The 11,483-nt window shown below is 72.8% G+C and carries 15 protein-coding genes; 11 read left to right on the forward strand and 4 right to left on the reverse strand.

Annotated features, from left to right (window positions below):
• Positions 1-442: 442 nt before the first annotated feature.
• Positions 443-1,039 (forward strand): hypothetical protein, encoded by a 597-nt coding sequence (locus tag ACFPK1_RS27570; protein ID WP_378024154.1) that lies wholly within the window; start codon positions 443-445, stop codon positions 1,037-1,039.
• Here the strand turns inward: ACFPK1_RS27570 and ACFPK1_RS27575 are convergent.
• The 4 genes from ACFPK1_RS27575 to ACFPK1_RS27590 all read right to left on the reverse strand — a co-directional run bounded on the left by ACFPK1_RS27575 (position 1,027) and on the right by ACFPK1_RS27590 (position 3,907).
• Positions 1,027-1,221, reverse strand: coding sequence for a hypothetical protein (locus ACFPK1_RS27575; RefSeq protein ID WP_378024155.1), 195 nt, complete (start codon positions 1,219-1,221; stop codon positions 1,027-1,029). The genes ACFPK1_RS27570 and ACFPK1_RS27575 overlap by 13 nt on opposite strands.
• A 77-nt stretch (positions 1,222-1,298) precedes the next feature.
• Positions 1,299-1,787, reverse strand: a complete 489-nt coding sequence (locus ACFPK1_RS27580) for a gamma-glutamylcyclotransferase family protein (protein ID WP_378024156.1) — start codon at positions 1,785-1,787, stop codon at positions 1,299-1,301.
• Entirely contained in the window at positions 1,705-2,856 is a 1,152-nt protein-coding gene (locus tag ACFPK1_RS27585; RefSeq protein ID WP_378024157.1) for a hypothetical protein, read from the reverse strand. The genes ACFPK1_RS27580 and ACFPK1_RS27585 overlap by 83 nt, the downstream gene beginning before the upstream one ends.
• Positions 2,843-3,907 (reverse strand): hypothetical protein, encoded by a 1,065-nt coding sequence (locus ACFPK1_RS27590; RefSeq protein ID WP_378024158.1) that lies wholly within the window; start codon positions 3,905-3,907, stop codon positions 2,843-2,845. Before ACFPK1_RS27590 ends, ACFPK1_RS27585 begins: the two co-directional genes overlap by 14 nt.
• A 198-nt stretch (positions 3,908-4,105) precedes the next feature.
• Here ACFPK1_RS27590 and ACFPK1_RS27595 point away from each other — a divergent pair, with 198 nt between their 5' ends.
• The 10 genes from ACFPK1_RS27595 (at position 4,106) to ACFPK1_RS27640 (ending at position 11,390) form a co-directional block, all read left to right on the forward strand.
• A complete protein-coding gene (locus tag ACFPK1_RS27595) occupies positions 4,106-4,390 on the forward strand; it encodes a hypothetical protein (RefSeq protein ID WP_378024159.1) in 285 nt (94 codons plus the stop codon).
• Positions 4,390-4,629 (forward strand): hypothetical protein, encoded by a 240-nt coding sequence (locus ACFPK1_RS27600; RefSeq protein ID WP_378024160.1) that lies wholly within the window; start codon positions 4,390-4,392, stop codon positions 4,627-4,629. Before ACFPK1_RS27595 ends, ACFPK1_RS27600 begins: the two co-directional genes overlap by 1 nt.
• The gene (locus tag ACFPK1_RS27605) at positions 4,626-5,048 is read left to right on the forward strand and encodes a WhiB family transcriptional regulator (protein ID WP_378024161.1); all 423 of its coding nucleotides are present in this window, start codon (positions 4,626-4,628) and stop codon (positions 5,046-5,048) included. The genes ACFPK1_RS27600 and ACFPK1_RS27605 overlap by 4 nt, the downstream gene beginning before the upstream one ends.
• Entirely contained in the window at positions 5,045-5,590 is a 546-nt protein-coding gene (locus tag ACFPK1_RS27610) for a hypothetical protein (RefSeq protein ID WP_378024162.1), read from the forward strand. The genes ACFPK1_RS27605 and ACFPK1_RS27610 overlap by 4 nt, the downstream gene beginning before the upstream one ends.
• Complete coding sequence (locus ACFPK1_RS27615; RefSeq protein ID WP_378024163.1) at positions 5,577-5,924, forward strand: hypothetical protein; 348 nt, start codon at positions 5,577-5,579, stop codon at positions 5,922-5,924. The genes ACFPK1_RS27610 and ACFPK1_RS27615 overlap by 14 nt, the downstream gene beginning before the upstream one ends.
• Positions 5,924-7,831: a type IV secretory system conjugative DNA transfer family protein gene (locus tag ACFPK1_RS27620; protein ID WP_378024164.1), complete on the forward strand. Its 1,908-nt coding sequence runs from the start codon at positions 5,924-5,926 to the stop codon at positions 7,829-7,831. The genes ACFPK1_RS27615 and ACFPK1_RS27620 overlap by 1 nt, the downstream gene beginning before the upstream one ends.
• Positions 7,832-7,991: 160 nt before the next feature.
• Complete coding sequence (locus ACFPK1_RS27625; protein WP_378024165.1) at positions 7,992-9,446, forward strand: hypothetical protein; 1,455 nt, start codon at positions 7,992-7,994, stop codon at positions 9,444-9,446.
• Positions 9,443-10,168 carry a hypothetical protein gene (locus tag ACFPK1_RS27630; protein WP_378024166.1) on the forward strand — a complete coding sequence of 242 codons (726 nt, stop codon included), beginning with the start codon at positions 9,443-9,445 and terminating at the stop codon, positions 10,166-10,168. The genes ACFPK1_RS27625 and ACFPK1_RS27630 overlap by 4 nt, the downstream gene beginning before the upstream one ends.
• Positions 10,165-10,521 carry a hypothetical protein gene (locus ACFPK1_RS27635; protein WP_378024167.1) on the forward strand — a complete coding sequence of 119 codons (357 nt, stop codon included), beginning with the start codon at positions 10,165-10,167 and terminating at the stop codon, positions 10,519-10,521. The genes ACFPK1_RS27630 and ACFPK1_RS27635 overlap by 4 nt, the downstream gene beginning before the upstream one ends.
• Positions 10,518-11,390 (forward strand): hypothetical protein, encoded by an 873-nt coding sequence (locus tag ACFPK1_RS27640; protein WP_378024168.1) that lies wholly within the window; start codon positions 10,518-10,520, stop codon positions 11,388-11,390. The genes ACFPK1_RS27635 and ACFPK1_RS27640 overlap by 4 nt, the downstream gene beginning before the upstream one ends.
• Positions 11,391-11,483 lie beyond the last annotated feature (93 nt).

Here is an 11,483-nt window from a genome sequence, read left to right on the forward strand (position 1 = left end):
GGCGGTAGAGGCAGAGAACGCGCCTCCACCCACCGCCCCGAGCCCGCGTGGGGACCGCTCGCAAGGGAACCCGACCGACAAGTTCGAGGAGAACGTCATGACCGACACCGAGGCCTCCACCCCGAGCGTGGCGCGCCGCGTTCCCGTACAACGTGCAACTTCCGCCACCCCCACGTCCTTGCCTGAGCGCTGGCTCGGCGAGGTGCTCGCCGCGATGGGCTGCCGCCGGGCTGGTCGCAAGTGGCAGTGCCCCGCGCACGGACACACCGGACACCACTCCGCCTCCCTGGCGATCGGCCCCCGAGACGACGGCCGGGGCGCCTGGCTCCACTGTCACGCCGGGTGCTCCGTCACCGCCGTCCTGCGGGCTCTCGGGCTGCGCCCCAACCATCTGCAACGGCCTCCTCGCATCACCCCCAGCCGCTATGTCCACCTCCGCGGGTTGCGCCGGGAATGGCCGGAGCTCAAGGCCACCAGCTACCCGGAGACGGCTGGATACCGCCACGAGGCCTGGCACCTCTACGGGCCCGATCACGCCAAGCAGCGGTTGCGTCGTGCCGACGGGACGAAGACCTTGCGGTGGGAGTCCCGGAACGCGCGAGGGGAGTGGGTCCCGGGCCTGCTCGGGACGCGCGAAATCGATCTGCCCCTCTATCGCGAGGACGAGGTCCGCATGGCCGCCGCCGCCGGCGAGCCGGTCGTGCTGTGCGAGAGCGAGTCCTCCTGCGACGCCCTGCACGGCGTCTACGCGACCACTTGGGCCGGCGGTGCCGGCAGCCCACCCGTCGAGACCCTCACCCGGGTCCTCGAGGGCGCCGACGTCGTCATCCTCCCCGACCACGACGCCGCCGGGCTCGCCTGCCTCGACCGCCTCGTCGCCGCCCTGCCCCACGCCCGCGTGCTCTTCGGCGAGCCCGGAGAGGACGCCAAGGACCTCTACGACCGCGTCGGTCTCGGCCGCTTCCTCGAACAGCTTGCGTCAGCACCGACCGCTGAGCCGCGTGGAGGCCGAGAGGACGTCAGGAGTTACGCGGGGTAGAGGACGACGCGGCGGGGCGGCTCGGCCGGGCAGTCGACATCAATCACGGGCTCGCCATCGACCCGAGCACCGCCGGAGTGGATCCAGGTGCGCGCCCGTTCCTCCTCGATGCCGGCTCGCACGAGCCGCTCGAGCAGGGTGAGCGGGCGGGCGTCTTCTCCCTGCGGCGAGTCCTCGGGCACAGAGGAACGGTAGGAAGCACCACCGACATCGACGGGGAGACGACACCGGCATGTCGCGCGAGCGGGTGAGGCGGCGCTCAGCCACTTCCGCTGCGGGTCTCCCAGCCGGCGCGCCAACGGGAGCAACGCTCGAGGTAGGCCTGCATGTCGGCGCCCTCGAGCGAGCGCGTCGTCCAGCTGTCGGCCAGCACCTCGTCGGGCCAGACGTAGGCAAGGCTCGACCGTCCCGACCTCAGGCGCACGACTTCGACGGAGTACGTCGGGTCTTCGAAGGCGTCGAGGACGCTCCACTCGGTCTCGCTGAGGTCCGTGTACACCCGGCCTGTCGCCTCGGCCTCGGGGTCGCGGACGAGACCGGGGTACGGCAGGTCCGGCAGCCGCGCTGCCCGCCACCCCGGAGCGCTCGTCTGCTCGCTCGCCGGTACACGGTCGATCAACGTCCGCACCACGTCGTCGAGCGCGAGGGTGCCGTAGACGAACAGATCAGGCGTTCCCGCCGATCCGCGGTCCGGCGGGCCAGAGCTGCTCGAGCTCGCGCGGGACAAGCGGTCGCTGATAACCGGCATGCAGAACCTCCGCGAGGAGGCTACCGCCGTGATCGTGGAGGTTGAGGAACCAGTCGATGCCGGCTGGGTACGCCCAGAGGTAGGAGCGCAACTGAGGCTCGAGCGAGCGGTCGCGGAGAGCGGAGGCGACGTCGGCCGGCCGCCAGAACGGCAGCCTCGCCAGCGCATGGCCACGGCAGGCCGACGCGCTGGCGCCGGCGTTGACCATGAGGTGGAGCTCGGCGTTGACGAGCTGCACGTAGTGGTCGAGCCGGGTCCGCGCCCGCACGAGGGGGTCGTCCGGGCTCGCCGCGAGAGGAAGGACCTGCGCCAGGCCCTCGAAGAGGACCTGGTGCGGACAGTGGATGGCGAGCTGCCGGGGCCAGGGCGTTTCCGCGTGCTCGGAGACGTCGGTGAGGTTGGCGTACTGCAGCGCGTGCCCCAGCACCTCATGGAGCGCGAAGCGGTAGGCGTCGACCTGGGTGAAGGACGCGTTGCGCCGGTTGATCCGCAGCCGAGCTCGTCGGCCCTCGCCGTCCAGCCAGTAGGACCAGTACGCGTCGACCTCCACCGTCTCCACGTCGAGCTCGAAGGTGGTCTCCGCCCCCGTCAGACTCCTGACCTGCGCCTCGTACTCGCGCGCGTAATCGCGGATGACGTCGCCGGCGTCCTCCGCCGGCACGGTGGGGCTCAAGGCGTCGAAAGTAGTGCGCGTGTGCTCGTCCCACGCGACGTCGACGTCCGCGAGAGCGCGGCGCGCTTGCTCGCCGACCTTGGCGACGTAGGCGGGTGCCCAGCCTGTGGTGGGCGCGCCCTGAGTGAGCTCGACGTACTCGGCCAGGCCGACCCTCTCGCCCAGCAGGGCCCGGAGGTAGGCGAGGTGCGCATCAAGCACCGAGCTCACGTCGTCGTCAGAGTCCGCCTCGGATCGCAACGCGATCAGACCATCGAGGACGTCGAACCTGTCCTGCACGTCGTCCCCGACGACGTCGGGCGCGCAGTCGAAGTCGATGACCGCGCTCGAGCCCGTCTTCTTCTCGAGATCGTGCCACCCGCGAACGAGGCGTTCCAAGCGATCACGATCCGCCACGCGCCACCTCCCAACGAATAGTCACCGACTGGCCCGGCTGGAGATAATCGCGCGTCAACGTGATGAGTGCGCCGTCGTCGTCCTCCACGCAGAACAGGTCATCGATGGCGGAGACCTGCGCGCCATCCGGTTGGTCTTCTACGGCGGTGCAACCCACCAGCATGTTCACGCCGCGGTGACGAATCGTCAGCGTGAGGTGCCGGGTGTTCCGCGGAGTGGACTGTTGCCAATAGTGGTCGTGGACGAAGCGGCCACCGCGGGAAGTGTACGACACCGCTCCGATACCGCCCGGTTCGATCGGCGGCGAGAGCACGCAGGCAAACTTCGTCATGTTGCCGATGTCGTGCAGCCGTTGGATCGAGACCCGTCGCTCACCGTCGGGATGCGGTTCGATGCGGACTCCTTCGGTGTTCTCGAACCACTGCTCCCGGAGGAGGCGCTTGATCGGTGCGTTCGTCAGGTTGAGGAGCTCGAACCGGTAGGTGACCGAGGACCACCCGTCGGGCTCGATGTCGATGGTGCACTCCATCTCCAGGTCGACGAGGTGGCCGGCGAGGAGTGCCAGCTCCGCGATCTCCTCGTCGGGGATGCGCCGGCGCTTGCCCAGGAGCTGGAGCGCTCTCGCCAGGGATTCGGCCTGGTCGTGGGCGGGACCTCGAAGCGTGTTGGCCGGCAGCGGGCCGGAGGACTCGGGCACGGGACGGAGGGGCGTCGACCACGCCGAAGGAACCGGGGCCACGCCCTCGAGGCCGTCCCCGACGGCGGCCGCGAGGTCGGCGTCGCTGGGCGCGGCACTGCGCTGAGCGGGGACGAACATCTCGGCCGCCTTGCGGCCCGGGAACATCGCCTCGAGGACCTCGCAGTGCTGAGGATGGGGCAGGCCCTTCAGTTCACCGCACTGCCAACGGTGCAGCTGCGCACGACTCGGCGCCGTGCCCACGAGCGAGCTGTCGATGCTCGCCGCGGCCTTGTCGTACTCACGAAGAAACGTCTGGTACTTCTGCCAGTGCTTCTCGCGAAGTAGGTCGCGCAGGACAACGGGATCGGTCATTCCGACTCCCCAACTCGTTCCCGGAAGCGTCAATTGTACGACGAAACGAGACACGGACGCAACGTCGGGAGACGCTCACGGCGGAGATGCGACATCTGAGGCGTCGCGACGCGACGCCGCGTCGCAGCACCGTTCAGCACGTCAACGAGTGGTGGCCGTCAGGGCTGCAGCACGAGGGACGTGAGAGCGGGAGCGGACATGGAAGAGCGCAAGAAAGTGCCCGAGGTCATCGAGCGCGGCGACAGTGGACTACTGATCACCGTGGAGGAGGTGGCACGCCTATGGTTCGGTGAGGTGGGGAAGAACGGTTCGGCCAGCACGAATTGCCAACGCATTCGGCGGCTCATCCCTCACGTCCTCCCGGCCCGTCGTATCGGTAACCGCTGGTACGTGAACCGGGCTATCGCCGAGGCGTGGGCGGCCGGGTCCGACGCCGCGTCCGCGATGGCGCACCCCGACAACCAGATGCTGGGAGGCGCGTGATGCCCAGCGTCGGCCTTCTGATCCTCTTCGCGATCCTCGGCGCCTTCATCTGCGCCAAGACCCGCTCCGCCGCCGGCGCCGTCGTGTTCTCGCTGGTCGCCCTGGTGCTCTTCATCGGCACTCCCGCCGGACAGAGCCTGCCCGGAGCGATCTCCGCGCTCATGTCGGCGGTCGACCAGGCCACCACCCCGGCCCTCTCGGGCACGCGGGACGCCGATGCCGAGGGAGGGCCGCGATGAACCCCTCCAAGCCCCACGCCGAGGCGGGGGCAGCACGCGAGAACTGGCGAGCCTGGGCGGCCTGTCGCGGCGAGGGTCCTGAGCTCTTCTTCCCCGTGGCGTCGCTGGGCCCGGCCTACCAGGCCCAGGTCATGGCGGCCAAGGCGGTCTGTCGTCGCTGTCCCGTGCGGTCGAGCTGCCTCGCCGAAGCGCTGCGCCGCATGCCCTACGGGATCGCCGGCGGATTGACCGAGCAGGAACGCCGCCACCTGCGCCCCGCGACCGGCCTGGGCGCTCCGCGGTGGCGCGCGCTCCTCGAGGCCGGCCGGCCGCATCCCGAGGTGGCGCGGTTGTTCGGCGTGAGCGTGCGGACCGTCGAGCGCTGGGCGTCTCGACTGCGCCGTGATCAGCAGACCGGAGCCGAGGGAGGTGCCCGATGAGCGCGCTCGAGGTGAGCCGGCGTGAGCAGGCGGCGTGGAGGACCCGCGAGCTCGTGCGCGGCGTGGCGGTGACCGCGTTCGACGCGATCGAGCACCGGGAGCCCATCGAGGGGTTCCACGAGCTGTCACGTCCGGCGCTGGACGACCCGCTGGCCGGGGTGCGCGCGGGGCGCCTGGTGTCCGACGTCGCCGCGGGCCAGCTGCGGGAGTGGGCGCTGCGCGCCCGGGGTGCCGGTCGTACCTGGGACGACGTCGGCGAGGCGTTGGAGCTGCCCGCCGCCCTCGAGGGCGGGACGCGCGCTGAGGCGGCGTGGGAGTGGCTGGTCGAGCACCGCCCGCCCGCGCCGTCCCGCCAGCCCGGCTGCCCTGGGTCGGCGGTGTGGACGTGCACGACCTGCCGAGGGCGTGTGCGTGACACCGGCCCGTTCGCCTCACACCCGGACGACCGCGAGACCGGCCACGTCGATGGCTGCGCCCGACGGGCCGCCGCCCTGCAGGCGTGGCGCCGCGAGACGGAGGGAGGGTCCGATGTCGAGGAGTAGAGGTCGCAGGACGTCGGCGCCCAGCACAGCCCTGGGGCAGACCGCACCGCTGCTGCTGGGCACGGAGCTGGTCCGTGCCGATGTCGCGGCCACGGTGCTCGGGCTGCTGTTGGGGGAGGTCCCGGCCGGCGGGCCGGTGACGTGGGCGCTGTTCGTCGACGCGGTGCTGGTCGGCCGCACCGACGAGGTGATGACCGACGAGGCGGCCCAGGGGTGGGCACGGCGGATGCTCGGCGACGGCGTGCGCTTCCGGCTCGGCCATCGCGACGGTGGCTACTGGCTCGCCGACGGGGCTGATCGCGCCCCGTTCGGCCACGGCGGGTGGTCACGGTGATGGGCACTCTCGTGATCTTGGTGCTGCTGGTCGCGGCGACAGCGGTGTCGTTGACGCGGGGGGCGATCCGGCCGGCGATGGTGTGCGGGGCGCTGGCGGCGCTGCCGTTGACGACGCTGCTGCAGGCGCTGTCGTGGCCAGCGGTGCTGGTCGCGATCGCCGTGCTGGTGCTGGTGGGGTGGCATCGCTGGTCGCGGTCGCGGGCGACGATCACGCGGTGGTCGGCGCGGTCGCGACGCCGAGCGGGGGTCGCGTCCACGATCGACATCGCGCGGCACGCGGGCACGGTCGCGACCCGACGACGCGGGAGCACGGTGCGCCCGTCGTTGGGGCCGCTGCTACGCCGGGAGGGATGGGCGGTGCCGACCTCGGCGGTCGGGGTGGAGCTGTGCCGGGTGGGGGTGCAGCGGGTGTGGTCCTCGGTCGAGGACGTGACCCTGGTCTTCGGCGGCCCGCGGACCGGGAAGACCGGCTGGCTCGCCGGCCGCGTCCTCGACGCCCCCGGCGCCGCCGTGGTGACGTCCACCCGCACCGACTTGCTCGAGCTGTGCGCGCCCATCCGGCAGAAGAGCCGCGGGCCGGTGTTCGTGTTCAACCCGGTCGGGCTGGGCGGGCTGCGCTCCACGATCAGCTTCGACCCGCTGACCGGCTGCACCGACCCGGTGACCGCGATGGAGCGCGCCACCGACATGGTCTCCGCCACCTCCCGCGCCACCCACGGGGATGCGGAGCGATGGGACGCCCAAGCCCGCCGCGTGCTGGCGGCGTTGCTGCACGCGGCCGCGCTCGGGGGCGGGTCGATGCGCGACGTGCTCGGCTGGGTGGCCGACAACGCTCGTGCCTCGCGGGAGGTGCCGGCGTTGCTGCGGCGCTCGCAGGTGGAGTCGTTCGAGAAGGCCGCCGAGCAGTTCGTCGAGACGAACGACCGGACGCGCACCAGCATCACCAACTCGATCATGCCGGCGCTGGGGTGGCTGAACCATCCTGACGCCGCAGCCGCCGCGGCGCCCACGGATCAGCCCTTCGACGTGGAAGAGCTGCTCCGGTCGCGGGCGACGGTGTTCCTGCTCGGCGCGGAGGAGGCCGACACCGGGCCGCTGGTGTGCGCGCTGACCGGCCACATCGCCCGCGAGGCCCGCCGGCTCGCCGTGGCCAGGCCCTCGGGGCGGCTGGACCCGCCGCTGCTGCTGGCGCTGGACGAGGCGGCCCTGATCAGTCCGGTGCCGCTGGAGAACTGGACCGCGGACATGGGCGGGCGGGGGGTCACAATCATCGCCCCGTTCCAGTCCCGCGCCCAGCTCCTCGCCCGGTACGGGGAGCACAAGACCGCCACGATCTTGAACAACACCGGCTCGGTGCTGCTGTTCGGCGGCACCCGCGACCAGGATGACCTGCACTTCTGGTCCACCCTGGCCGGGGAGCGCGACGAGCGGATCAAGACCACCGACATGCGCGGGCGAGTCGCCTCTCGGACGGTGCGCAAGGTGCCGGTGCTCGCGCCGGCGCAGATCGCGAACCTGCCTGCGGGGAAGGTCGTGGTCTACCGGCGGGGGATCGCCCCGGTGATCGGGCGGGCGCGCATGGCCTGGACCCGCAGCGATGTGCGCGCCCAGCGTCAGCCGGTCGCGACCGGGTGGCGAGGCCGGTGGCAGCGCACCCGCGCGTGGGCCGAGGTCGGACTCGCCGTCCTGCGGCGTCGGGTCGCCGCCCCGCGGCGCCGCCGCACCGTCGGCACTGGCGCCTGGTGGCGGCGGCTGGTGAACGCCTGCCGGCGGACCACGAGCTCGGCGCCTCCTGCGCGATCGCAGGACAGGCCGCCGTTGGTGATCGATGTCGAGCCCGTCGCCCCTCCCGTGCTCGGCGAGCACGACCACGAGCACGGCGGTGATCGGACGTGGTTGCGATGACCACTCCCGACCTGCAGTCGCCCAGCAGGTCGAGCGCGCGGAGGCAGCCGCGTTGACGGCAGGCCCCGAGTTCGACCACGACCGCTACCGCCTCGATGCGAACGCGCCCCAGCACAACCTAGACCGCGTCGAGCGCGCCGCACTCGTACAGGAGTCCTTGATGAGCCAGCCCACCGACGATCAGACCCGCACCGTCGAGGCCGACCCCGCATGGCCGACGCCGGACCCGACCCTGCCACCGGAGCAACTCACCGACCGCGAGCTCATCGCCCGGGCCGCCTACTGCGACGAGATCGCCCACACCGGCAGCCCCGCCGACCAGGCCGCGGCGCTGCGCGACCTCGACGCTGCGTGGGACGAGGCCGAGCGTCGCGCCGCCGGGCAGCCTCCGGTCAGCGTGCCAGCGCAAGTTGCCGGTTACATCGGTCTGGTCCGCGAGGACTACGACCACGCGCTGGCCGCCGAGGCGGCCACCTGGCGCCAGCAGCTCGGCACAGCGCTGCCGCCCAGCGAACACGCCCTCGACCTCGCCGCCGACCGCGTCCCCGACACCGCTGCTGCCCGCGGTGCTGGCGGTGAGCTGACGGTGGGGGAGCGCGCGGACCGCGCGCAGAGCCTGGCCCAGGCCGCAGGGCTGGATGTCGCTGGCTACGACCCGGACACCGACGTCTACACCGACCCCGACACCGGGCAGGTCGTCCGCCTCGACGGCCTGCCCGCCGCGGGGACTCAGGGTGCGGTCGACTGGAAGGCCTCCTCCGCGATCGCCTTGCGCGACGGGTTCGTCCTGGTCGACCCGACCGCGCCCGGCGGGGTCCGCCCGCTCACCTCCGAGGAGCGCGCGACGCTGGTCGGGCAGGTCCTCAACGGCCAACCGACGCCGCCGGCGCGCTGGACTGCCGACGAGCACGAGGCCTACCTCGACAGCCGGCCCGACGAGACCTCGCCGTTCAACCCGGCCGCGGACTACGGCGACCCGGACTGGCGCGAGCCCGCCTCGGACGCCGAAGCCGCGGCGCGCATCGCGTGGCTCGAGGAGAACACCTCGCCCGCGCCGGGCTGGTCGCTGCCGCCGAGAACCGAGGTCGACGACGCCCTCGACGCCGCCCGCGAGCGGGCGATCCACTCCGACTGGGCCCACGACCACGACCCGTATGCGTGGGCGGAGTACCAGCGGCTCGAGGCCCTCGCCGAGCTCGCCCCGCTGCCCGAGCGCGACGCCCTCGACGACCTACCTCGCATCGACCGGGAGGAGCCGGACCGTGGATCGGTGCAGGACTCCCACGGCGAGGACCGCCGCGTCCGCGAGCACGTTGCCGACGAGGAAGGCTCCGACGACAGCAGGAGCGGCGGGTCGTCGACCGGTGCAGTGACCACCAAGGCTGCCGGTGCTGACGACCCCGTCACCGCAGACGACACGGCGCCACCTGACGACCCCGAGCGGTGGCGCCAGCGCGTCGACGACCTGCGGGCCACGATCGCCGCTCGGGAAGCGAGCGTTGAGGGTGAGCGCCGCGAACAGCTGATCCGCTGGCACGACGACGATCACCGCGCCACTGACGTGCAGCCGGACACGCGGGGCGACGGTGACGGCGAGCCGGAGGGGGCCCGGTGACCCGCCGCCCATCGGGACAGCCCGGCGGGACCGACGGTGACGAGTTCGCCCGGGTCGAGGCCCTCGCCGGCCTCGCCCGTGAGGTGGACGGGCTGCGTCGCGGCCTGGAGGCGCTCGTCGGCACCCCGACGCGGGTCGACGACCTGGCCCGCACCGTCGCCCAGCTCGCCGACGCCGTCGTCGCCGTGCCCGCACGGCCCGGCCCCACCGTGGCGCCGTCGTGGCTGGCCGCGCCGACCGACTCCGAAGCCCTCGTGGCGTTGCTCGACGAGCTGTGCCGGTGGCTGTACGCGGTCTTCCTGCGCTACCCCGACGGAGCCGCGGTGGTGCCTGAGTGCTGGCTCTGGCACCCCGACGTCGTCGAGGAGCTGCTCTGGCTCATGCACGCCTGGCGCGCGGCCTACGAGGGCCGGGGCGCGTCGGTCCAACTGGCCGGGGACTGGCACGACCGCCAGCGCCCCGGGGTCGTCCGTCGGCTCAAGACCTCGGTTGCGTCGTGCTCGCGGGAACGGCACCAGACCCGCCCCGGGTGGAACAGCGCCCCGCTCGGCGCCACGCCGGTCCCCGGAGCCGACGCGGCGACATCGATCGCCTGGTGGTGGGCCGCCGCTCGGGACGACGCGCCCCCGGAGCCAGCGGCCGAGGACACCAACCGGCCGAACGGGGCCGGCATCAGCACGGCCATGAACGGCACCGGCGGCCGCGAGGGATGGTCGCGATGACCGCTGCCGCCCAGTCCCAGAGTCGCGCGGAGCAGCGCGCACGCGAAGCCGCCGAGCGCGCCGAGTGGGACCGCCTCAGCGACATCTACTTCGCGCACATGAACGCGATCGCGCCGGACCAGTTCCACTGCTTCTGCGGCACCCTCGACGACCTCCGCGCCGCGGTCGCCGAGCTCGACCGCGAGGCAGCGCACGACCCCGCAAGGCGGCCCACCGCGGTCCGGGACGCGAACCGCGGGGCCGCCCACCAGGACGGCGCCCTCCAGGACCAGACCCGCCGCGAGCAACTCACCCGCTGGCACGGCGACGACCGCGAAGCCGCGCACGCTGCCGGCGACGCCGACGCGGAGTGATCGCGGTGGCCGAGAATCAGACCGACCCTGCGGGCGACGTCGACAACCAGGCGCCCCGAGCGGGCGCGAGGGGCGCGCTGCTCTGGCTCCCAGGTCTGGCAGTTGCGCTCGGCGCGGCCATCGCCACCGCTCACGGATTGTTCGAGGTCGCCGTAGCGGCGCGGGTGCCGACCGGGATCGCGTGGCTTTACCCACTGATCACCGACGGGCTCGCGCTGGTGGCCTACAGCGCCACCGCCCGTCTGCGCGACGGCGCGGCCCGCTACGCGTGGTCGGTCGTCGTCACGGCGGCCGGGCTCTCCGGGCTCGCCCAGGCCGCCTACCTCGCCGGCGGACCGGCGGTCGAGGTCGCGCCGGCGCTGCGGTTCGGGGTCGGCGCCTGGCCGGCGATCGCGGCTGCGGTCGTCGCGCACCTGCTCTACCTGCTCGCGACCGCGCACCCCGATCATGCCGTTCAGCCCCCGCTGCCGCGGGACCCAGCGTTCGACGTGGTGTCCGTTCAGCACCACGGCGTTCAACGGCCCCCGTTCACTCCGCCCCTCGTACACCCCGACGCGCTCCCCGGCGCGGTTCATCCGCCAGGAGACGCGGCCACCGAGGTTGCCGAGCCGGAGGACGCCGCCGGCGGTGCGGCGAGCACCTCGACGCCCCGCGCGGCGCCGTCACCGGCGCGCGACCGGGCCGAGGCGGCGGCGTCGCGCCATGCCCAGCGCCATGGCGCCTGGCCCACCGTCAGCGAGCTCGAGACCGCCGCCGGCGTCTCCCGCGGCACCGCCGCCGCCGCGCTGAAAGCGCTCCGCGACCGACCACTGCCCCTGCGCCTGATCAACATCGCCGACCCCGACACCACGAACGAGGCCCACCCATGACCACGAACCCACCGCTCACCACGACCAGCAGCACCGACCAGAACCACGAACCAGGACAAGAACAAGAGACAGGACCACGACCACTTCCCGACA

Origin of the sequence: Actinomycetospora rhizophila, assembly GCF_042657905.1 — a bacterium.
Lineage (GTDB): Bacteria > Actinomycetota > Actinomycetes > Mycobacteriales > Pseudonocardiaceae > Actinomycetospora > Actinomycetospora rhizophila.

Excerpts from the sequence above, each read along its gene's own strand:
- ACFPK1_RS27625 (WP_378024165.1), top strand. The coding sequence starts at position 7,992 with ATGAGCCAGCCCACCGACGATCAGACCCGCACCGTCGAGGCCGACCCC.
- ACFPK1_RS27595 (WP_378024159.1), top strand. The coding sequence starts at position 4,106 with ATGGAAGAGCGCAAGAAAGTGCCCGAGGTCATCGAGCGCGGCGACAGT.
- ACFPK1_RS27635 (WP_378024167.1), top strand. The coding sequence starts at position 10,165 with ATGACCGCTGCCGCCCAGTCCCAGAGTCGCGCGGAGCAGCGCGCACGC.
- ACFPK1_RS27620 (WP_378024164.1), top strand. The coding sequence starts at position 5,924 with ATGGGCACTCTCGTGATCTTGGTGCTGCTGGTCGCGGCGACAGCGGTG.
- ACFPK1_RS27605 (WP_378024161.1), top strand. The coding sequence starts at position 4,626 with ATGAACCCCTCCAAGCCCCACGCCGAGGCGGGGGCAGCACGCGAGAAC.
- ACFPK1_RS27610 (WP_378024162.1), top strand. The coding sequence starts at position 5,045 with ATGAGCGCGCTCGAGGTGAGCCGGCGTGAGCAGGCGGCGTGGAGGACC.
- ACFPK1_RS27600 (WP_378024160.1), top strand. The coding sequence starts at position 4,390 with ATGCCCAGCGTCGGCCTTCTGATCCTCTTCGCGATCCTCGGCGCCTTC.
- ACFPK1_RS27615 (WP_378024163.1), top strand. The coding sequence starts at position 5,577 with ATGTCGAGGAGTAGAGGTCGCAGGACGTCGGCGCCCAGCACAGCCCTG.
- ACFPK1_RS27580 (WP_378024156.1), bottom strand. The coding sequence starts at position 1,787 with ATGCCGGTTATCAGCGACCGCTTGTCCCGCGCGAGCTCGAGCAGCTCT.
- ACFPK1_RS27590 (WP_378024158.1), bottom strand. The coding sequence starts at position 3,907 with ATGACCGATCCCGTTGTCCTGCGCGACCTACTTCGCGAGAAGCACTGG.